This is a genomic window from Akkermansia sp. UNK.MGS-1 (assembly GCF_000980515.1).
Taxonomy (GTDB): domain Bacteria; phylum Verrucomicrobiota; class Verrucomicrobiia; order Verrucomicrobiales; family Akkermansiaceae; genus Akkermansia; species Akkermansia muciniphila.
In genome coordinates this window covers 49,871-71,898 of record NZ_LBCB01000012.1, presented here as the reverse complement: position 1 = coordinate 71,898, position 22,028 = coordinate 49,871, and the positions used below count along the sequence as shown (strand labels likewise).

Below are 22,028 nucleotides of genomic sequence, written 5' to 3'. Positions count from 1 at the left end.
TAGAAATGAATCGTTGGTTTGGTAAGATGCCGGTTTCAGGGGATCAATAATAGGGGGTAAGTCCGTCCTTCCAGAGCTTTTTGAGGTTGGCTATGTCGCAATCCAGCACCTTTTCCCCGCCGCAGCAGGTGGCCGTGAGGCGCTTTTCTTCCGTAACGCCGCCGATGCAGGCGCAGGGGAAGCCGTCCATAGCCGTTTCAAAATCCGCGGCGAATTCCGGATCCACCTCCACAAGGATACGGCCCGTGCTTTCGCTGAACAGAGGCACTGCCGGGGATTTCCAGCCATTGGCAGTCGGTACCTTCGTGAGATCCAGCCGAACGCCACCCTTGCCGGAAAAGGCCATTTCTGCAGCCGTGACGGCCAGGCCGCCTTCGGAAACGTCATGGGCGGAGAGCACCAGACCGGAAGTCAGGGCGCTGTAGTAGGCTTTGTACAGCTCCATGTTCGCGGCGCAGTCCGTCTGGGGAACCTTGCCGTCTTCCACCCCGTGGGTGCGGGCGAAGACGGAGCCGCCCATTTCATCTTCCGTATGGCCGATGAGGTACAGCAGGCTGTTGCTCCTCCTCAGGGAAGAACCGATGACGTGGTCCGGGTTTTCCACCACGCCGAAGCCGGAACAGAGGAAGGTGACGGGCACGTTGATGGGGCCGTCTTCCGTTTCAAAGTAGTTGTAGAAGGAGTCCTTGCCGGAAATAAAGGGGGCATTGTACGCGTCCGCCGCCTTGGCGATGGCTTTCACGCATTCCACCAGGCGGCCGAGTTCCGCCGGATCTTCCGGATTACCCATGCAGAAGTTGTCCAGCAGGCCGATTTTGTCCGGATTGGAGCCAACCAGGATAAGCTGGCGCACACATTCATCTACGGTGCCGGTACCCATGGCGTAGGGATCCGTTTTGCCCCATTCCGGAAGAATGGCGCAAGCCATGGCCATGCATTTGTCCGAGCCGTCGATGTCCACTACGGAACCGTCCTGCGGGGCGTCCGCCTGCGCGCCCGCCAGGGGCTTCAGGATGGTGTTGCCCTGCACCTCGTGGTCGTACTCGCGGATGATGGGTTCCCGGGAGACGATGGCGAAGTCTCCCATCACGGTTTCCAGGGATTTGTTCAGATCCTTGTCCGGGAGGGGCTGGCCTGTGAGCGCCTTGCCAGGGGTGAATACGGATTCCAGCTTCTTGATGGGGGCGTCATGCAGCTTGGAGTTGTCCAGGCAGCAGACGAGTTCCCCCTTGTGCCAGACCTTCAGGATTCCCGTGTCGTCGGAATGGCCCAGGACGGTCAGTTCCGTCTGGAAAGTGTCTGCCAGCTTCCGGAGTTCCGGAAGGTCTTTTTCCTCCACGGCCATCACCATGCGTTCCTGGGATTCCGACAGGAAGATTTCCCAGGAGATGAGGCCGGGTTCCTTGAGAGGGGCGTTGTCCAGGAAAATTTCGCCTCCTGTGACGGAGAGCATTTCCCCGGCGGCGGAAGAGAAGCCGCCGGCGCCGCAGTCCGTAATGAAGACGATGAGACCGCGTTCGCGCGCTTCCAGAATGAAGTCCAGCGTTTTCTTTTCTTCAATCGGGTTGCCGATTTGCACGGCGGTGAAGTCTTCCTCATGGGAGGCTTCATCCAGAGCGGCGGAGGAGAACGTGGCTCCCTTGAGGCCGTCCCGTCCCGTGCGCCCGCCGATGACGATGACCTTGAGGCCGGGGCGCATTTCCTTCAGGATGTCGCCGCGCGGAATCACGCCGGCGGTGCCGCAGAAGACGAGGGGGTTGTAAATGTACGTGGGGTCAAACTGGATGGCGCCGTTGACGGTGGGAATGCCCATGCGGTTGCCGTAATCGCGCACGCCGCGCACCACGCCGCGCATGATGCCCAGGGGGTGGATGACGTCCGGGGCGGTGATGTCTGCCGGATTCGTATCCGGAGCGCCGAAGCAGAAGACGTCCAGGGAGGCGATGGGCTTGGCGCCCTTGCCTGCGCCCAGGATGTCGCGGATGACGCCGCCCAGCCCGGTGTTGGCTCCGGCATACGGTTCAATGGCGGAGGGGTGGTTGTGCGTTTCCGCTTTCAGGCAGACGGCCAGGTTGTCGTCCAGGGCGATGAAGCCGGCATTGTCGTCGAACGCGCTGAGCACGAAGCCCGGCTTGCGTTCCATGATTTTTTCGGAAGGTTTCTTGATGTAGGTCTTGAACAGGCTGTTCACCGTTTCCGGCGCGCCTCCGTTGACGCTGTGGTTGATGGAGGCGGAGAAGATGCGGTGCTTGCAGTGTTCCGACCACGTCTGGGCGATTACTTCCAGTTCCACGTCAGTGGGGTCGCGGTCGATTTCCCGGAAAATCTGCTGGACGACTTCCATATCCTCACGGGACAGGGAAAGCTTCTGCTTCTTGCTGAGTTCAAGCAGTTCGTCGCTGCTCAGGTTCCTCACGGGAACGGTTCGGTAGGTTTTGGCGGACATGTGGATGGGAAAGAAAAAGGGTTAGGCGATGGTCCAGTTGTGAATGGCGGGGTTGCAGACGTCCTTGGCAAAGCGCGCCGCCAGGGTTTCCTTGTCTCCCTGGCCGAAGATGTACACGCGCTGGGTGATTTTCAGACCGTCCAGAGTAAAGCCCATATTCCGGCGTCCGCGGTAGTTTTGCAGGATGGCTTCTTTTTCCAGATCCAGGGCGCCGGCTTTCATGCCGTAGTCAATCGTGAACAGGGCTCCTTCCAGGATGGGCGCGTTCTGTTCCGTGCATTCCTGGGAAATGGGGTCCACCAGCACACTCAGGAGATATTCGCGGGCTTTTTGTTCATCCCCGTTGATTTCTACGGTGTAAACGCGGCTGCGGCGGAACGTGAGGCCGGCGTTCAGGGGGGTATAGAGCAGGGCGTCCGCATTGGCGGCGGCCTGGAACCGGCTGATAACTTCAAAGTGGAGGGTCATATCGCTCAAGAATGTGGTAAAATGAAAAATGGGGGCCGGCGGAAAGGCCGGCTCCCATGGGAGGGGGAAAGGGGCTTAAGCCTTGTTCTGGAGCCGGGAAAGGACTTCTTCGTAGGCTTCCATCACGTTGCCGAGATCTTGGCGGAAACGGTCCTTGTCCATCTTCTCGCCGGTCTTGATGTCCCACAGGCGGCAGGTATCCGGGGAAATTTCATCCGCCAGCACGATTTGGGAAGGATCTTCCGCCAGGCGGCCGAACTCGATTTTGAAGTCAACCAGCGTAAGGCCGACCTGTTTGAAAAAGTCAATCAGCACGTCATTCACGATGCGGGCCTGGTTTTTCAGGAAGGCGCATTCCTCTTCCGTAGCGGCGTTCATTTCCCGGGCGTAGTCGTCATTAATGAAGGGGTCGCCCAAGCTGTCGTCCTTGTAGGAGAATTCCACAATCGGCTTCTTGAAGGGGGTGCCTTCCTTAACGCCCATGCGGCGGCTGAAGGAGCCGGCGGCAATGTTGCGCACGATCACTTCCAGAGGAAGGATGGAAACCTTTTTTACGTCAATGTTGATGTCGTCCACGTCCGCCACCAGGTGGGTTTTCACGCCCTTGCTTTCCAGCATGCGGTAGATGACCAGGGTGATGGCCTTGTTCATCCTGCCCTTGTTTTCAAACTGGGCCTTCTTGGCTCCGTTTCCGGCAGTGGCGTCGTCCTTGTATTCCATGCGGAGGACGTTGGGATTGTCAGTCGTATAAAGGCGTTTGGCCTTCCCTTCGTAAATAGGTTCCATGATACGTGTTGCGCAGGGGTTGAATGCGTGCGGAAATGTTACGCCAGACGCTCCGCACGGTCAAGCCGCAACTGGATGAAGGAGGGGAGGGAAAAAGAAGCGAAACCTGAATGCGAAGTCGGAGCATGACGCAGACGGCCGCAGTCTCCGGGGCAACCTTGAAAAGCCGCACGGAGGGAGTCCGGACGGAAGAGGGAAATTAGTCTTGATACCGGTAGGGGGGGGCGTATCATGTGCTTTAGTATGCACGCCGACTTGGAGAAATTATTGTCTCTGGGGAAAATTACCCCCTCTCTCGCCGAAAAACTTGATCGCATCGCACCTGGCCGTTACTGCTTCCATGCTTCCTGGGGCGCCGGAAAAGTCATTTCCTGGAATCTCCCCGCCAAAAAGCTGGTCATTGATTTTGAGGAAAATCCGGAACACGAAGTTGCCCTGGAATTCGCTCCCAGAATTTTGGAGTTCATCAGTGACGACCATTTCCTGGCCAAGCGGTATGAAGATACGGAATCCCTGATCAACCTGTCCGTGGATGACCCGGTGGAACTGGTGCGCGTTACCTTGCAGGGCTACGGTAATTCCCTTACTCCGGAGAAGCTGGAAGCTGCGCTGAAAGGCACCGTAATTGCGGCGGACAAGTGGAAAAACTGGTGGGACAAGGTGCGCGCCATGCTCCGTTCCAATGTCCAGTTCATGATGCCCACCCGCAAGGGCGAACGCATCACGCTTCGCGCGAATATCCTTTCCCGCGCGCAGGCGGCTCTGGAAGATTACAATAAGGCCGCCGACCTGAAAGCCAAGGTGCGCGTGCTGGACGGCATCAAAATGGAAGCGGTCATGGCAGAGCCGGATGCCGTCAATGCCCTGATTCGCGCCGTGGACGCCGATGTGCGCAACGGCGGCAGCCTGGCCCTCCAGCAGGTGCTGGAGCTTGCCGTGCTCAGGGATGACCTGATTGCCTCCCTTAAAAATACGGAGGCGGCCAAGGAAGCTTATCCCCTTCGTTCCATCGTGGAAGCCAATATCGGCGATGTGGGACGCTTCGCGGAAGTGCTCAATTCCATGCCTGCCGTGCGGCAGAAGCGCGTGTATGCCACGCTGCCCGCCATCTTTGGGGAGGATTGGCCGCAGAAGGCGCTGGAGCTTTTTGATGCAGGCGGCGCCCGCGCCGTGGGGGAAATCGCCAAATTCCTGATAGAAGAAGGGCAGGACAAGGTGCTGGTCAAGCATTTGAAGCATGAATTGCTGCGCCAGACCCTTCCGGCAGAGTCCCTCATCTGGATATGCCGCCAGCGGCATGACGCTTCCAAGCCTCTTTTTGGCCTCCCTGTGGGCATTACGATGCTTTCCCTGATTGAACAGGACCACATGGACGGCGGCCCCAACCGCATGCTGCGCCTGAAGAACCTGTTCATGGAGGACAAGAGCATCATTCAGGAAATGATCAAGGGGCAGGATGTGGCGGAAGTCCGCCAGTTCGCCAAGATGCTGTACAACACCTCCGCTTTCTCCGAACAGGACCGCGGCGCGCTGATGGCCCGCATCATCAGCATATTCCCAGACCTGCACGCCATTGTGCTGGACGCCCTGGTGGACAACTCCGACAAACCGGAACCGATTTTCGTTTCCTGGGAAAGCCTGGAGGCCCGCAAGAAGGAGCTGGAAGAACTGGTAAACGTGAAAATTCCGGAAAACCTGCATAACAAGAAGATTTCCCGTGCGGAGGGGGATCTCCGCGAAAACGGCGGCTACCAGGACGCCAAGGAAGTGGAAAAGGTGCTCAACCGCCGCCGGGCGGAACTGGAACATGCGCTGGCCCTGGCCCGCGGCACGGATTTTGCCGTAACGGATACTTCCCGCGCCGCCATGGGCACGAAGGTGACTCTTCAGCCGTTGAATGGCGGGGAGCCCGTGGTGTACACCATTCTGGGCGCGTGGGACACAAATCCGGAAAAGCATATCGTCTCTTATCTTTCCCAGGTCGGCAAGGAGCTGACGGGCAAGAGCGTAGGGGATCAGGTGAAGATTGTCCCGATGGACGGCGACAAGAAAAAGGTGTATACCATCATGAAGATTGAAGCCGCTTTCTAACGGAGCCTCTTCCCTTTTTACCAAGGTCTTTATAAAAACGCCCCTTTTTTCGGAAAGGGGCGTTTTTCATTGTTCATGGTTCGCCCGCCCGTTATTTTGCAGGGTTGGGGTTTATTGCATTGTCAATAGAAGCATCGCTTTATCCTGACCATTCCGAATATTCATTGGCGCCAGGAAGGAACCCGGACATTGTCCGTTCCGGCAGCCATGATGAAAACGGGCTGTTGGCAACCGGGGCTTTTGCGGCCTTAAGCTTGTCCGGGACCGGTTCAGGTCATGGGCGCCGCTGTTGCAGAGGTCTTGTATTTGGAGAAATCCGGACGGGAAACGAACGGAATTTTCTCAGGAAAGAATAGTTCCTGCGTTACGGATAATGGTGGTTCGTGAAAACGGCCTTGCCTTTTTCCTGGCAACCGGGGAGACATGAAAAAGGGGCTGTTCCGGCGGATGCGGAACAGCCCCTGGAAAGAGATGAAGGGGAAAATTCCCTGTTTATCTGGCAAGCACTTTGTGAACGGCGGCAACGACGTTGTCCACATTCATGCCGAGTTCTTTCAGCACCTGCGTTCCGGGAGCGGAGAAGCCGAAGCGGTTGATGCCCACGGCTTCCCCCTGGCAGCCCAGATATTTCCACCAGAGGTCCGTGACCCCGGCTTCTACGGAAACTCTTCTCATGCAGGAAGAGGGAAGCACGCTTTCCCGGTATTCGGAAGGCTGCGCGTCAAAGCGGAAGAAGCTGGGCATGGAGACGACCCGGATTCCTTCCCCGATGTTTTCCGCCGCTTTCAGGGCCAGTTCCAGTTCGGAACCACTGGCAAGAATAATGGCTTTCAGGGGGCCCTGTTCCTTCCGGGCGATGTAGGCTCCTTTCAGCACGCCTTCCCGGCGCGTCTCAACGGGGATGCCGTTCAGCGTAGCCACTTTCTGGCGCGTCAGGATGAGGGCGGTAGGGCCGTCGGCACGCTGCATGGCGGCCATCCAGGCTCCTGCGGTTTCTTCCGGGTCCGCCGGGCGGATGACATCCAGGTTCGGAATGACGCGGAGGCCGGAAATTGTTTCCACCGGCTGGTGGGTGGGGCCGTCTTCTCCCACGGCTACGGAGTCATGCGTCAGAATATAGGTGACGGGGAGCCCGCTGAGGGCGGCTACACGGATGGAGGCGCGCATGTAGTCTACGAAGACGCAGAAAGTGGCGGCGCTTACGCGGAACAGGCCGTCGTAGGCAATGCCGTTGCAGATGGCGGCCATGGCGTGTTCGCGGATACCGAACCAGAAGTTGCGCCCTTCCGGGGTTTCCGCAGAGAAGTCTCCTGCGCCGGAAAGGTAGTTTTTATTGGAGCTGTAAAGGTCCGCGCTGGTGGTCAGGAAGCAGGGATTCGCTTTAGCGATGGCGTTGATGGCAACGGCTCCGGCCGAACGGGTAGCATCGCCATAGTCCTGCGGGAAGGGCGGGATTGCCTTGTCCGAGTCTGCCGGATTGACGCCGCAGGAGCAGGCGTTGATGCCTGCGTCCAGTTCCTCTGCCAGTTCCGGATAAGCCCGGCGCCATTGTTCGTACATGGCGTTCCAGGCATTGAAATCTTTTTCCCGTTGGGCTTTCAGGTCTGCGAAAGCGGTACGGACGTCTTCGGAGACGTAATAACGTTCTCCGGCAGGAATTTCCCAGTTGGCGTGCGCTTCTTCCTGAAGCCTGGCTCCGCCTTCCCCATGGCCTTTTGTGGTGCCTTCAATGCCGGGAATGCCCTTGCCGATGACCGTTTTGGCAATGATGAGCTGGGGTTTCCCGTTTTTGGCGTTTTTGGCGGCTTCAACCGCTGACTTAATGGCCTTGATGTCGTGCCCGTCAATCTGGCGCACATCCCAGCCCAGGGCTTCGTATACGGCGCGCGGATCCGTAAGCTGGGTGCGTTCCGCGGGAGCGTCCAGCGTGATGTCGTTGGAATCGTAAATGAGAATAAGGTTATCCAGCTTGAGCACGGCGGCCAGGGCGAGGGATTCCCGGGCGACGCCTTCCTGCAGGCAGCCGTCTCCCGTGAGGCAGAAGACGTGCTGGGTGAAGATGTCCATGCCGGGCCTGTTGAACCGGGCAGCCGCGCGCCTGGCGGAGAGGGCGAAGCCTACGGCGTTCGCAATGCCCTGGCCCAACGGTCCCGTGGTGCATTCTACACCCTCCGTATCCCGGAATTCCGGGTGGCCGGGCGTGATGGAACCTTTGTGGCGGAAGTTTTTGATATCTTCTATGCCGATGTTGAATCCTGACAGGTGAAGCCAGCCGTAAAGAAACATGGAGCCGTGGCCGGCGGAGAGAATGAAGCGGTCACGGTTGAGCCAGCGGGGCTGTGAAGGGCAGATGTTGAGCAAATCGCCGAACAGGACGGCCCCGATTTCGGCGCACCCCAGCGGCAGGCCCAGGTGGCCGGATGCGCAGTCGTGAACGGCATCCATGGCGAGTCCCCGCGCCTGGTTGGCGGCTTTTTGGAGAAGGTCAAGATTCATGCCCGGGCAATATGAGCGGATCAGCTTCATATTGGAAGCCTAAAATGCGTCTCCGGCGCCAGTTCCGGACCGGGGAAAAGCATTGAAGATGGAAGCGCCGCGCATGCCGCTCCCGGTTTTGCGGCACGCTCACCGGAATGTATGGCGCTTTAGGGAATAAAGCCGGGGGAAACATGTCGGACGGCATGCTCCAGTCCTTTTCTCCGGTGTTGTCCGCCCCTGGTTTTCATGGATGTCCAGATATTGGCCGGGATGGCGGATTTCATCCGCGCCGGAGCCGGTCAGTCGGAGGGAATGATCCTTTTTATCTTTATGGAAGAAGAAGGGGGAATTCCTTCCGTTTTTGCGTCCGGCGCTTTCACGGGTTAGCGCGGAAAAGACGCGTTTTCCGCTTTTTGCGGAAAAAGGGATTGTTGTATCATAAGCGGCGGAAATACATGAAAATCGTAATTAAAGTAGGTACGGGCGTGTTGACCCGAGAGAATGGGACGTTGGACGGTTCTTCCATCGTGCATCTGGTGAGCGCCCTGGCGGGGCTGATGCAGCAGGGCCATCAGGTGGTTCTGGTCAGCTCCGGCGCTGTAGGGGCCGGCGTGTCCGTCCTGGGTCTTCCGTCCTATCCTCAGGAACTGTCCTTGAAACAGGCGTGCGCGGCCGTGGGGCAGACGCGGCTGATGCAGGCGTATGAGAATCTTTTCAACCACTTTAACGTGGATGTGGCCCAGCTCCTGCTGACAGCGGAGGATTTGAAACTCCGCCGCCGCAACGTGCAGGCCACGGTGTTGCGCCTGTTTGAGCACGGAGGCATTATCCCGATTGTCAATGAAAATGATACCGTATCCGTGGAGGAGTTGAAGTTTGGGGACAACGATATCCTGTCCGTGCATATCGCGCGTCTGGTGGAGGCTGACGCTCTGTTTATCCTGACGAGCGTGGACGGCCTGTATCCCCCCGGAGGAAGGCGGGAGGCCATCATTTCCCGGGTGGAGGACGTGGATGCCGTGCTGGCGTTCGCGGAGGAGGACCAGGGGCGCTTTTCCATGGGCGGCATGAGCGCCAAGCTTCAGGCTATCCGGGAGGCCGTGAATGCGGGGACGGGCGTTTACATGCTGCATGGCCGCCATCCGGAACGCATCGCGCTGCTGCTGGAGGGGAAAGCGGAAGGAATCGGAACATATTTTGTACCGAAGGGATGAAGTTATGAAAATGAAGAATCCTCTTGAACCGGCGGGACGGACCGCTCTGGAGGCCTCACGGGAGTTGCTTGCCCTGGAGCCGGAAGAGAAGGCTCTGGCCCTGCGCCTGATGGCCGCAGGCGTTCGGAGCGCTGCGGAAAAGATTGTCCGGGAGAACGGCCTTGATATGGAAGAGGCCCGGAAAGGCGGCCGCAATGCCGCGTTTCTGGACAGGCTGCTTCTGACGCCGGAGCGTGTGGAGCACATGGCCCGCGGCATGGAACAGGTGGCGGCTCTCCCTGATCCCGTGGGCGAATGCATCCGGGAATGGACGCGCCCCAACGGGTTGCATATCCGCCAGGTGCGCGTTCCCTTGGGGGTCATCGGTTTTATTTACGAGAGCCGCGGCACCGTCACCTGCGATGCCGCCGCCCTGTGCCTGAAGTCCGGGAATGCCGTTATTCTGCGCGGCGGAAGCGAGTCTCTGCGGACCAACCGGGCGCTGGCGGAGGTTCTGCGCGCCGCGCTGAAGGAGTCCGCCGTTTCCGCGGACGCCGTGCAGCTTCTGGATTCCGGCAGCCGTGATGAGGTGCGGCAGTTGTGCGGGCTGGATTCTTTCCTGAACGTGATTATTCCCAGGGGGGGAAAGGGACTGATCCGCGCCGTGACGGAGTACGCCAGGGTTCCCGTGCTGAAGCATCTGGACGGCGTTTGCCATGTGTATGTGGATGCGGCGGCGGATTTAGAGATGGCCGTGAACGTGCTGGATGACGCCAAAACGCAGAGGCCCGGCGTATGCAATGCGGCGGAAACCCTGCTGGTGGACGCTGCCGCGGCAGAACGGTTCCTGCCGATGGCGGCGGAACGCATGCGCCTGCGCGGCGTGGAATGCCGCGTGTGTGAGCGAAGCCGCCCGTTTTTTGGTCCGGAAGCCATTCCGGCGGAAGAAGAGGATTGGTCCACGGAATATGAAGACCTGATTCTTTCCGTGAAAGTGGTGGACGGCGTCCGTGATGCCGTGGAGCACATTAACCATTACGGCTCCCACCACAGTGATTCCATCATTACGGAGGATGAACGGGCGCGCGATTATTTTATGAACCGGGTGGACAGCGCGTGCGTTTACCATAATTGTTCCACGCGGTTCAGCGACGGGGAGGAATTCGGCTTCGGGGCGGAAATAGGCATCGGTACGGACAAATTTCATGCCCGGGGGCCAATGGCTTTGCGGGAACTTACTTCCTACAAGTATGTTATTGAAGGAGACGGGCAGATGAAGGACCCGTCCCGAGTTCCGCGGAAAGGCCGTGCCTGAGCAGGAGGCCCGCCGTAAACAAGAAAGCACCGCGGCATGGCCGCGATGCTTCCGTTGATATATACTCCTGAAGAAGTCGGTCAGAAGGTCAGCCTGTAGCCGATGCTTCCGTTGAAGCTGTTGGCGCGGCTGCGAAAGTCCGCATTGACGTCTGCAAAGACGGAGCCGGTATAACCCACCGGAATGGTGATTCCGGCTCCGACCTGCACGCCGGTGGCTCCTTCCCTGGCTCCGTTTACGCGGAACCCTGCGCCGGGTATGCCGGCGGGCGCCAGGACGGCTGCGGTGTCCCGGTCGCCCAGAAGCTGGACAACCTGCACCCGCAGTTCACCCAGGGAGGCGCGGCCCGTCAGGTTGGCGGACAGTTCTCCGCGGAGCCTTGCGCCCAGTCCCACGGTTCCGAAGGTGGAGTCCATGTCATCCACGTTCATGCCCAGGCCGCCGGATTCCGTAAAGCCGTCCATCCGGCTCCTGTACACGGAGGCATTCACTAGAGGCTGGAGCGCGGAAGTGTTGTTCTCATTCAGGTACAGGTCATACGTGCCTTCATAGAAGGCGCCGTAGCTGCTGCCGCTGGTGCTGCCGTGCATGGTGTACATGCCGGCTCCGGGGATTCCCGCGGTGCGGTCCAGGGAAGCGTCGTTCCATCCGCAGGTGAGGATGATGTTGTGCGCCCAGCGGCCCGACTGGATGCGGAAGAACAGATTGCCGTAATAGGAGTCCAGGTCTCCGTTCGCCATGTAGGCGTCCAGGTCGCCGTAGCTGGCGGAGAAGGCCGCCCCCCATACGAAGCTGTCGCTGCACGTTACGTCAAAGCCGAAGGTGCCGCCCCAGGTGCTGAGCTTATAGCCTGATTCGTCCGTCCGGTCATCCAGCCTGCGGTAGCCGCCTTCCCCTTCAATCCAGGCGTTGAAGCCGGGCAGGTCATCGTGAATGTACTGCGGGGAGACTCCCATCTGGGAGAGGCGGTTGCGCAGGTGAAGCACCTGGTCCCGGAGGGCTCCCTTCTGGGCGGAATGCAGGGCGGTAATGCCGCTGCCCGCATAGGAGGAAAGGGCTGACCGGATAGCTTCCGCATTCCCCATGGCCTGGGCGTTGCCCATGGCGTTAAGGAATTCCATCATGTCCGGAGTGATGTTTTCCGGTGAGGAGGTGACGGCCCACAGACTGTCCGCCGCGCCCTGCTGGTTGCCCGTGGAGGCGAAGTCTTTCAGCGGGCTGTCTCCCTGCTTGGTGAAGTGGACCTGGAACAGCTTGCCGTCGTCGGAGAGTTTCTTGCTGATGTCATAGACAAGGTTGGCGAAGCCGGCATAGGTCAGGTTCACCATGTCCTCCGTCCAGGTTTCCCCGTCCGACGTGACCAGTCCGTTTTCCGCATAGAAGGCGTTAACGGTGAATTCCGGCAGGATGGCCCAGTCTCCGGCGGCGCCCAGGCCGTAAATGTTGACGTTAATGGATGGATCCGTTCCGTTGATGCGGATGGAGCCGTTTTCCGCCTTCAAGGCGGCCCAGGCGTTGTCCGCGCTATTGGTCAGCGTTTCCGTATTGACGGTGAGATCCAGGGAAGCTCCGGAGGCCAGAGTGGCCGCCACGCCGCCGTTGTTGCCGGTCAACACGAGCTGAACGGCCCTCTGGTTGGGATTACCGCCCAGGTACAGTTTGCCGTTGGAGGCGATGGAAAGTGAGTTGGCCGTGGTATTATTCATCAGGGAGAGGTCTGCCGTGGCGTCCAGGTCAGAGGCGTCCCGGGTGTTGCTGCCGATGAAAATATCCCTGTAGGTCATGAGGCCGTTTGCTGCCAGATCCTTGTCTCCCAGAACGAGATGACCGCCGGTCCGGGTATGGCTGACGTCCACGCCTGCGTTGCCGGAGGAAAGGATGATCTGCGTGCCTTCGCCCCGGTGGGTAATGGCTCCCGTGCCGGTGATATCCCCTTTGAAGGAGTAGGTTTTCCCGTCGTTGGAGGCCAGTTCCAGACGTCCGTCAGCCCCCAGGTGGAGCGCGCCGTTCTCCTGCTCCTGGTGGAGCCCTTCCAGTGCGATCGCGGAGCCGTCCTGCAGACGCAGGCTGCCGCCCCCCAGATGGAGCAGCACGTCTTCGCCCAGATTATTGTCCGTACCCAGAATCAGGTTGCAGTTGTCCAGTTTCAGGGTGCCGGAGCCGGTGACGCTTGCGTGGAGCGTCAGGTCTGAAAGAGTGTCCCTGGCGATGGAGAGCAGGGCGCCCCCGTTCAGGGTGATGGAGCCGGAGCCCGCCAGATCCCCGGCGGCCAGGGAGGCAGCGTTCAGCGTCAGCGCGGCATCCTGTTCCACGTTCAGGGCGCCGGAGATGATGGAACTTTCCTTCGTGTTCTGGAGCGCGAGTTCTCCCTGTTGCACGTCCAGAGCGGAGGCGGTTACCCTGCCGTCAACGGTCAGCCTCTGTTCCCCGTCCTTGACGAGCTGCGCCGCTCCTTCAATGGAACCCGCGTAAGCGGTGTTGCCCGGTTTGTCCGGATCTGCGGAGGTTTCATTCAGAAGCGTGATGATCACGTCGCTGTCCGTCCCCGTATTCACGACGGCATCGGCTTCCGTGCCGGCCAGGTAGCGGATGGTGGTTTTGTTTTCCGGCGCGGTGGCCGCGGACAGGTCAATGTTCAGCGTTCCGTTGTTGGTGACGCTGGGAGTTGCCGCCAGAGTGTTGGCGGAGGTGACGTTTTTGGAAGCTCCCTTGTCAATGACCATGGCGTCCAGCAACTGGCCGAAGGAGATGATTACCTGGCCGCCTTCCGTCCGGGTAATGTCCCACGCCATGCCGTTGTATTCGCTCAGCGTAATGTGGTTGGTATCCGCGTGCAGGGCGGCGTTGGTGACGTGGAAAGAGTAGTCCCCCGGAGCGGCGAGGAGCGCCACGGCATCCGCCGTCAGCGTCAGGGTCAGGTTGCCCAGCGTCAAGCTGGCATTGTCCGCGTCATTGAACTGGATGATTCCCGTGCCGTCCGCGCCCATGTTGGCGGCGGAAAGCCTCAATTGCGTGTCGGAACCGGACAGGTCCGCATGGCCCGTCAGACCGGAAATGATTCCTGTACCGCTGCCCATGTTAATGGAGCTCAGCTTGCTGCCGTCCAGTCCGCCCAGGTTGACGTTCCCGGTGATGCCGGAGACGGAAACGCTCCCGGCTCCCAGTCCCGCCGTATTGGAGAGCGCCCCCGCGGAGAGGGATATTTTCCCGGAGACGGCCTGCCCGGCCAGGTCCAGCGTTCCTCCTTCCACCTGATAGGTCCCGGTTCCGGTGTCTGCGGATTTGAGGGTCAGGTTGTGCGAGGTGCGGATTGTGCCGTTGTTAGTGATGTCCAGCGTGGCGTCCTGGTCCCGGTTGAACCGGAGGGTGGAACCTGCGTTCACGGACAGGGAGGTGACGGTATTTCCCAGGGATTTGTCCAGCGAGAGATCCGAATTCCCGGTAATTTGTACTTTGTCAAAATTCTGGAGCGTTCCCAGGAAGCTGGCGGCGTAGTTGTCAAAGACGAGCTTCTTCTCCCCGTTCACCGTCCCGGCTCCCTTGCCGTCGATGATGCCGGCGTATTTGTCGAACTGATGTTCGGTTCCGGCTCCGGTAGTGGCGGCGATATCTTTCAGGGTGATCGTGGTGCCTCCGTTGATGGTGCCGCTGGTTTTATTGCCTCCGCACAGAAGTGTCCACGTCCAGTTATCCCCGTCAGCCTTGCCCAGAATGGCGTCCGTGCCCGTGACGGTCAGGCTGGTTCCCCGGGAAATGGTGCCGTCCGTCTTGTTCCCGGCGTAAATTTCATTCATGAACGTTCCGCCATTGATGAAAAGGGAGGCGGAGCCGGAGATGGTTTTATTTCCCGTGTAAAAGCCGCCGAAAATGCGGTGGGAGAATACGCCGTCATTGAACACCATGGTGATGTCCCCGTTCACGGCGGAGGCATAGGATCCCGCCACGGAGGTGCGGTCCGCTTCTCCGGTGGTGAAGGAAGTATCGTAAACCCCGGTGGATGAGGAGAATTCCAGGTAAATGTCCCCGTGAACGGTTCCGGCGTTCACAACGCCGAATACCGTGGATTTGCCGATGGCCCCTTCCGCCAGGCGCAGGTGGATGTCACCGTACAGGTCTCCCGTTGTATGGCCGCCTATCCAGCCGTTGGCGCTGCTGGTTCCCGCTCCCAGCGTCACCCACAGGTCCTGACGGTTACCCGCGCTGCCGTAAGCGCCGTTATTGGCGTAAATGAATTTGGTGCTTCCCGTTCCCGTAATGCTGGCAATGTTGGAATTGGTTGTGTTACGGACATTATACGTGGCATTGGTTCCGGCAGTGGCTACGGCGGTGGCGGCGGTTCCCGCAGTCCATTCAATCATGCCCGGTTTGAGAGTGGAGGGAGACGCGCCATTTGCCAGATAAAGAGATTCTGGGCCAGTGATGCCGGTGGTAGAGGGGGCGTAGGAAAGGGAACCGTCCAAAGCCAGATTGGACAGGATGGCGTCCAGCGTGCCGGAATAGCTGAACGTGAGGCCGGAAGAACTTCCCCCCGCTGCCGTCTGCGCTTCCCCGATGAGAACATCCCCCAGCCAGATGTAATAGCCCGCGTCCAGGCCGTTGGCGCGGTCTCCCGCCACGTAGGCTACGCGGATGGAGTCCGCATTGGCGGACATGTCTTTGGAATAAAGAATGGTGCTGCCCCATTGGATATACGCTTCATTAATGTTCAGCGTTCCGTTTCCCAGGTTCAGGGAGAAATTGTTTGTGGTGTCCCAGCCGCCCGTGGCCCCGTTGCCCAGGCGCAGAGTGAAATCTACCGTGTAGCCTTTGTCCTGTCCCTGGGCGGCTCCCCAGTTATAGGTCAGGGAGCTGCTGCCGGATTTGTTGAAGTTGACCGTATTATTGGAGATGGTAACGTTATTAGCGGTGAAGCCGTTGGCCTCCAGCGTCTGCTGGGTGATGGAAGGGCTTTGTCCGAAGTTGACCTCCAGCTCATGGGCGGCTTTCCTTTCCTGCCCGGCTGACCGCCCGGCATAGCCCATGCCTTTGGCCAGGTTGCCTGCCATCAGGAGGTCGCCTTGGGCATTCGGGTGCAGCCCGTCCGCCGTGGGATTGTTGAACATGGAGCGAACCCCGTAGAATGGTGTAGAGGAAGCTACATCGATGATGCCAGCGTTGATGTCGATGACCTTGACGCCATTGGCGGCGTTATTCGCCCCCCCATTTTTTCAGGGATTCGTTGTAGGAGGCTACGGCCTGGTGCGTTTCAGCCAGGTTCCCGTTGGAATGTTGCGTCCAGCAGGGAATGGTCATCACTAAAATGCTTGCTTGGCTGTTGGCGGTACGGATGGAAGAGACGATGGAATCCATGTCGCCCAGCAAAAGGGAGGAAACTCCATCCAGACGATAGAGCAGCAAATTATTATCGCCGTCGGAAAGGAGATCGTTGGTCCCGGAGAGCAGGAAAAACGTGTCCGGTTTATCGGCCCCGGTAAAAGTCTGGCCTGCATAGGTTCCTCCCTTGGTCTTTTCCGTGCTCAGGCCCAGCCAGTTTTTGATGTTGGACCCGTCAAATTGTCCGTAATTGCTGCCGTTCGCTCTTCCGGCGATTTCATAAGTTCTTGCGGAAGCCGCAGAGGAATGGACATTCTGGAAAATCTTACCGCCGTAAGAGGCGCCGGCGGCCACGCCCCCGCTGAAATTGTCGGTCATGATGCCTTTTTCAGTATAGCTGATGCCGTTGTCCGTGAAAATTTTGTGCATGGCCCAGCGCCAGGAGCCGCTGTTGACGCCATGGGTGATGGAGTCCCCTATGTACATGACATTGCCGAGGTTTCCGTCTGAAACGGAGGCGGAAGCCACGGTTGTAAACAGGACGCTGCATGCAAGCAAAGCAGACCTTAGAGAGAGGGGTAATCTTAAACGCATATCCCATATAATATGCGGATTGAATTCATTATCAACTCAAAATGTTCAAAATAAGCGCATTGAGAATTTCAATGCATTGAGGTTGAAACTATTATATTATGTCCGGTCTTTTCAGAATTTACCTTTCCCGCTGATGTTTGCGGAGTTGCGTATTTAATTCGTTTTCTGCTGTAAGTGACGGATTTCTAATCTGTTATCTATCAGTTGCAAAGGCGCTGGTTCATGTCCAGCGCGGGATTGTCCGGAATGGAATCGTTGACGATAACGGCGGGTACGCCCGCTACCGTGGTATGGGGGGGGACATTTTCCAGAACGACGGAGCTGGCTGCGATTTTGGCGCAGGCGCCGATGGTGACGCGCCCCAGTATTTTAGCTCCCGCGCCGATAAGAACTCCGGATTCCACAATGGGGTGGCGGTCCCCTTCCTCCTTGCCCGTGCCGCCCAGCGTGACTTCATGCAGGATGGAGACGTTGTCCCGGATGATGGAGGTTTCCCCCACTACGAAACTGGTGGCGTGGTCCAGCAGGATGCCGCAGCCGATGGTGGCCGCCGGATGGATGTCCACCGCAAATACTTCACTGGCCAGGCTCTGGAACTGAAGTGCCATGATTGTCCGGTCATGCTGCCACAGCCAGTGGGAGATGCGGTACGTGGTGATGGCCTGGAATCCCTTGTAAAAAAGCAGGGGTTCCAGCGGCGTACGGCAGGCGGGATCCCTGTCCACGATGGCGATCAGGTCCTGGGCGATTTGGCTGAGGATGTTCTGGTCTTCCGCCAGCGCTTCCCGAATAAGGGGCTCAATCAGCTCCCGCGGCATATCCCGGCGGGAGAGCTTACGGGCCAGCCGGGCCGAGATGGAAGTGGCCAGGGAATTGCGGGACAGGCAGACGTCATCCAGAATACCGCGCATGGCGGGTTCTTCCGCCGCTGCGCCGCGGGCGCATTCCTCCACCCATTCCCATACTCCGTTAATGACGCATTCGCAGTTGGTGCACTGCCGGAGTTTTAAGCGTTTATGGCTGGTCATGGCGGAAAGGGTTAACGAGGCAAAAGAAAGCCTTTCCATAAATACCAGAATACGGCGGGTTTGAGAATCGGAAAGTATGTTCTATGCCCTTCCGTGTGCTGTCTGCCGCCGTCAGCCGAAGATGACGTGCACGATGTCCATGCACCAGGCGTCCACGGACCATGGGCCGGGACCGGTCAGCAGCAGCGCCAGGGCGGAGCCGGCATAAAGCAGGTGGAATTCCACGCCTTCCCCGGTTTTTTTGCCGGACCAGTTGGAGAAGTAGCCGTTTTTGACGTGTTTGGTCATGGCTACGGCCATCATGATGATGACGGAGAGCGCCGCTAGCCTGGTGAAGATGCCCAGCACCAGGCAGATGGGGGCGAAAAATTCCGTCAGCATGGCCACCTTGGCCAGGAAGGGGGGAATGCCCATTTTTTCCGTGAAGGCCCGGTAGGTGCCCTCCCAGCCCGCGCCCCCAAACCAGCCCAGCACTTTCTGGGTCCCGTGCGGCCACAGGATAAAAGCCAGCGTCAGCCGGAGAACCAGCAGGCCCCATGCCGCTGCAATCATGGTAATGGAATCAATGGTGTCCATGAATTTGAAGTATTGAAGAAAAGACCCTTCTATTTCATGGGGCGTTCATTTCCGGGTACGGAAAAGGCCGGAAAAGGAGGTCATTGCCTCCCCTTCCGGCCCGGGAAATCAGCATGGCAGTCCGTTACCGGGGAATGGAGTGGTAGAGCTGTTCCAGCGCCAGCACGCAGTAGGAGGTCACCAGGACGGGATCCGCCTCCCACCAGCGGTTGTTAGTGTTCACCCAGGAACCGTCGCTCTTCTGGATGGAAATGAGCTTGTTGGCCAGTTCATCCCGCCAGTCCACCTTGCGGCCGTTTTCCAGCGTCAGGGTATCTATTCCCATGGCGCTGAGCGCCTTGGACATAGCCTGATAGTAGTAGTAAAGCCCCTGGACGCCCATGCCGGGGTTTTCGTCCAGGCTGTAGCTGTTTTCCAGCCACTTGAGGGCCAGCTTGACGCGGGGATCGTTTTTATCCACATTGGCGTAAATAAGGGACTGCATGCCCGCATACGTCATGCTGCCGTAAGCTTTGGGGGGCTCCGCTTTGTCAAAGGCGGCGGCTTTTTTGTCCCTGGCGCTGGAGACGCCGGGACGGTACACGAAGCCGCCGATCTGGGATTTGTCATTGGAAACCCAGGGTTCCTTGTTTACGGCAGGGTTTTGCTGGCAACGGTTGATGAATTCCGTGGCGGCGTTCCAGTCCAGATCCGGCTGTTCACCGTACTTGCCGTCTTTGGCGAGTTTCTGGGAGTAGTAAATGGCTTCCAGCGCCAGGGAGGTGTTGGAAAGGTCTGCAATGGGAGGAGCCTGCTTGTCGCCATAGCCGATGCCTCCGTTATAAGGGTTGTCCGGGGCAAAGTGGTTTTGCTGCTTGATGAGGTAGGCGCGGCCCTTGAGGATGGCGGGGGCGTATTCCTCCTTGTTGGCGGCCAGAAGTGCCATCATGCATACCGCAGTGTTGTAGGAGGACATGCCGCGGTTGAAGATGGAGCCGTCCTCTTTCTGGGATTTCAGGATGAAGTCATACCCCTTCCGGATGTATTCCGGAAGGGGCTTGCCCTGGTTGGCGGGGTCGCGCATGTAGGCGGTGACCGCCAGGGCCGTCAGAGCAGGGTAGGACGGCTGGGCCCAGTAGCCTTCCGGGTTCTGCCTGGTTTTCAGGTATTCGTTCCCTTTTTCAATGGCGCGCAGGATTTCCTGGCTGATGGAGGCGTATTTGGCGGAGGCCGCTTCTCCGGGCACGGCCGTCAGGGTGGTCTGTCCGAATGAGGCTGTGCCCAGCGCGGCGGCCAGCGTTAGTGAAAGTACGGATTTGAACATAAGGTGTTATTGCCTGGGTTGAACCGGTTTCTGGGAAATGGTGATGGTAACGTTCGTGCCCAGAGACAGGTTTTTCTTCGGGTTGACGATCCAGCCCGTGTCGTTGACGCCGTCATGGAAGTCTCCGATGTAGTTGATGGGGGAGGTACGGCTCGCGAAAATGGAGATTACTTCCCCGCTCAGGCTGGCCTGGTAGGCGCCTTCGTAAAAGAAGGAGTTGGTGTAAAGCCAGTCGCTGGGATTCAGGCCCTTCCGCGTTTGTGAGTTTACGACGATGTCGGAAAAATCGCTTTTCTGTTCCCTGCCGTTTTCCGTATAGGTCATGACAATCTGCACGTAGGCGTCTGCGTAGTCCTCCGGCTTGGGTTCCGTGAAGGGCAGCCATTCAAAATTTTCATCCCTCACCGGGAAAAATTTTTCAAAGCGGCGGAATTTGAGCAGCGTCATTCCCAGGCTGATATGCAGGGGATCCGCTTCCGTCACCAGCAGGGATTCATGCAGCTTGCCGTTGGGCATGCAGCAGACGTATTCCAGAATTCCTTCCTTCATGTTGACCTGGGCCTGAAAACTGACGGTGCGCTCCTTGTGGTTGACAATCACATGGCCTATTTTGATGCGGTGCTCATCCAGGGGTTCGAATTTGGGAACCGTTTTCCCGTCCGGAAGAGGGACTTCCCGCGGGGCTTCCTCCGCAGCGGGAGCATTGGGATTTGCTTCCGGGCCGGAGATGTCCTGTGCGCAGGAAAAGCCCCAGGTGCAGGCAAGCAGGGCGATGGTAAATTTCAGGAACATGTTTATGGAATTAAGATTGTGGAAACGGAAGCTTCCGTTCAATGAAAAAGGCATCCGTGACTGATTTGTTACTTTTGAATCACGGATGCCTGAAAGGAATGGGAAAGGGAGGGCTTAAACCAGTTTCAGCCTGGCAAGGTCCTGGAGGTCAATGATGCCCACGGGAGTCATTTCCGCATTGAGCACCACCAGGTCGTCAATGCGGCGGTTGCTCACGGCCTTCGCCGCTTCAGCGGCCAGGTCTTCTTCCATGACGTAAATGGGATTGCGGGTCATGAATCCGCTGACGGGCTGTTCTCCAATGAGGGGATTGGCCCCGTATGCCCGGACAAAGTCTCCGTGGGTGAAGATGCCGGCCAGTTTGCGGTCCGCCGTCAGCAGGACGCAGGCGCCGGCGTGGGCCGTGGTCATCGCTTTCAGGCAGTCGTTCACGGAGGCGGTTTCCGGAAGCATGGCCATTTCTTCCCCGCGGCGCATGATGTCGCTCACCCGGGTGAGCAGGGCACGTCCCAGCGAGCCGCCGGGGTGGCGTTTGGCGAAGTCCCGCGCGGTGAAGTGGCGCGCTTCCACCAGAGCCATGGCGAGGGCGTCTCCCATGACGAGCATGGCCGTGGTGCTGGAAGTGGGGGCCAGGTTCAGCGGGCAGGCTTCCCGGGAAACGCCCGTGTCCAGCACGATGTCCGAGTATTTGGCCAGGGAGGAGGCCGTGTTGCCCGTCATGGAAATGATGGGCAGTTCAAAACGTTTGATAAAGGGGAGCAGGGCCAGCAGCTCCGAGGTTTCTCCGGAGAAAGACATGGCAATGCAGACATCCCCGTCCTGGACGATGCCCAGATCCCCGTGCAGGGCGTTCAGGGAATCCAGCAAAACGGTGGGCGTTCCCGTGGAGTTCAGGGTAGCGACGATTTTGGCCCCGATGTTGCCGGATTTGCCTACGCCTACAATGACGATCTTGTTGCCGCGGTCCAGAGCCTGGGACATGAGGTCCACAGCCTTGTTGAAATTGTCGTCCAGCCGGGACAGGACGCCGCGCAGCTCTTCAATCTCCATTTCAAAAACGGATTTGGCGCGTGTTAAATGATTCATACCTGTTGGAAATGATGCCAGATGCCGCCGTCGCCGTCAATTTTTCATTGCGGCTCCGCACCCCCGCTTGTCCGGCATCTGCACGCGGGATTAGGCGTCAGGGGAATGGTGGAGAAGCGCATGCGCCGCGTGTCCGCAGAGAGCATGGCGCCCACCAGCGGAGAGGGAATGCCCGCAAGATATTTCAGGGCTTCCATGGCCTGGATGCAACCGATGATGCCCGCATGCGCACCCAGAATGCCTGCGGCGGAGGCGGTGTCTTTTTCCTGCATGGGCGTATCTGCCGGGAAGAGGCAGCGGTAACAGGCGGTTCCCTGATGGGGGGCGAAAACGGCCACCTGCCCGATAAAGCCCTTCACGGCGCCGTACACCAGCGGAATGCGCAGGGTGCAGGCGGCATCCGCCATGGCGAAGCGTGCCGCGTAATTGTCTGAAGCGTCCAGGACCAGGTCGCACCCTTCCAGCAGGGAAACGGCATTTTCCGGCGTAAGGCGCCTGTGGACCGTGTTGATGCGTACGGAGGGGTTCAGGGCGTACAGGCGTCTGGCGGCGCTGGCGG

Annotated in this window: 15 protein-coding genes; 3 read left to right on the top strand and 12 right to left on the bottom strand. The window is 58.9% G+C overall.

Going from position 1 to position 22,028, the window contains the following annotated elements; genetic code table 11:
• Positions 1-43 precede the first annotated feature (43 nt).
• The 3 genes from purL to purC all read right to left on the bottom strand — a co-directional run bounded on the left by purL (position 44) and on the right by purC (position 3,700).
• Positions 44-2,446 (bottom strand): phosphoribosylformylglycinamidine synthase subunit PurL, encoded by a 2,403-nt coding sequence (gene purL, locus WW58_RS07930; protein WP_046436745.1) that lies wholly within the window; start codon positions 2,444-2,446, stop codon positions 44-46.
• A 21-nt stretch (positions 2,447-2,467) separates the two neighbouring features.
• Positions 2,468-2,923 carry a hypothetical protein gene (locus tag WW58_RS07925; RefSeq protein ID WP_146023944.1) on the bottom strand — a complete coding sequence of 152 codons (456 nt, stop codon included), beginning with the start codon at positions 2,921-2,923 and terminating at the stop codon, positions 2,468-2,470.
• Between the two features lie 66 nt (positions 2,924-2,989).
• The gene (gene purC / locus WW58_RS07920; protein ID WP_022198548.1) at positions 2,990-3,700 is read right to left on the bottom strand and encodes a phosphoribosylaminoimidazolesuccinocarboxamide synthase; all 711 of its coding nucleotides are present in this window, start codon (positions 3,698-3,700) and stop codon (positions 2,990-2,992) included.
• A 255-nt stretch (positions 3,701-3,955) separates the two neighbouring features.
• Between purC and WW58_RS07915 the strand changes: the two genes are divergently transcribed.
• Complete coding sequence (locus tag WW58_RS07915; RefSeq protein ID WP_215833621.1) at positions 3,956-5,791, top strand: GreA/GreB family elongation factor; 1,836 nt, start codon at positions 3,956-3,958, stop codon at positions 5,789-5,791.
• Positions 5,792-6,283: 492 nt separating this feature from the next.
• On the opposite strand, the gene tkt is transcribed toward WW58_RS07915, so the two are convergent.
• Positions 6,284-8,287 carry a transketolase gene (gene tkt, locus WW58_RS07905; RefSeq protein ID WP_046436852.1) on the bottom strand — a complete coding sequence of 668 codons (2,004 nt, stop codon included), beginning with the start codon at positions 8,285-8,287 and terminating at the stop codon, positions 6,284-6,286.
• A 437-nt stretch (positions 8,288-8,724) separates the two neighbouring features.
• Here tkt and proB point away from each other — a divergent pair, with 437 nt between their 5' ends.
• Positions 8,725-9,483, top strand: a complete 759-nt coding sequence (proB, locus tag WW58_RS07900) for a glutamate 5-kinase (RefSeq protein ID WP_046436739.1) — start codon at positions 8,725-8,727, stop codon at positions 9,481-9,483.
• A 4-nt stretch (positions 9,484-9,487) separates the two neighbouring features.
• Complete coding sequence (locus WW58_RS07895; RefSeq protein WP_046436737.1) at positions 9,488-10,777, top strand: glutamate-5-semialdehyde dehydrogenase; 1,290 nt, start codon at positions 9,488-9,490, stop codon at positions 10,775-10,777.
• A gap of 80 nt (positions 10,778-10,857) precedes the next feature.
• On the opposite strand, the gene WW58_RS07890 is transcribed toward WW58_RS07895, so the two are convergent.
• From WW58_RS07890 to WW58_RS07855, 8 genes are all read right to left on the bottom strand, one after another.
• Positions 10,858-15,879 carry an autotransporter outer membrane beta-barrel domain-containing protein gene (locus WW58_RS07890; RefSeq protein WP_046436735.1) on the bottom strand — a complete coding sequence of 1,674 codons (5,022 nt, stop codon included), beginning with the start codon at positions 15,877-15,879 and terminating at the stop codon, positions 10,858-10,860.
• Between the two features lie 85 nt (positions 15,880-15,964).
• A complete protein-coding gene (locus WW58_RS07885) occupies positions 15,965-16,684 on the bottom strand; it encodes a GDSL-type esterase/lipase family protein (RefSeq protein WP_288143430.1) in 720 nt (239 codons plus the stop codon).
• A 200-nt stretch (positions 16,685-16,884) separates the two neighbouring features.
• Positions 16,885-17,712, bottom strand: a complete 828-nt coding sequence (cysE, locus tag WW58_RS07880; protein ID WP_046436850.1) for a serine O-acetyltransferase — start codon at positions 17,710-17,712, stop codon at positions 16,885-16,887.
• Positions 17,713-17,823: 111 nt separating this feature from the next.
• The gene (locus tag WW58_RS07875; protein WP_217730243.1) at positions 17,824-18,288 is read right to left on the bottom strand and encodes a DoxX family protein; all 465 of its coding nucleotides are present in this window, start codon (positions 18,286-18,288) and stop codon (positions 17,824-17,826) included.
• 124 nt (positions 18,289-18,412) lie between these two features.
• Positions 18,413-19,591: a prenyltransferase/squalene oxidase repeat-containing protein gene (locus WW58_RS07870; RefSeq protein ID WP_046436731.1), complete on the bottom strand. Its 1,179-nt coding sequence runs from the start codon at positions 19,589-19,591 to the stop codon at positions 18,413-18,415.
• Positions 19,592-19,597: 6 nt separating this feature from the next.
• On the bottom strand, positions 19,598-20,383 hold the full coding sequence (locus tag WW58_RS07865) for a YdjY domain-containing protein (protein ID WP_128154857.1): 786 nt from the start codon (positions 20,381-20,383) through the stop codon (positions 19,598-19,600).
• A gap of 114 nt (positions 20,384-20,497) precedes the next feature.
• Positions 20,498-21,469: a KpsF/GutQ family sugar-phosphate isomerase gene (locus tag WW58_RS07860; protein WP_046436727.1), complete on the bottom strand. Its 972-nt coding sequence runs from the start codon at positions 21,467-21,469 to the stop codon at positions 20,498-20,500.
• A 44-nt stretch (positions 21,470-21,513) separates the two neighbouring features.
• On the bottom strand, positions 21,514-22,028 hold a 515-nt coding region (locus WW58_RS07855), incomplete at its 5' end, for a HesA/MoeB/ThiF family protein (protein WP_288143429.1).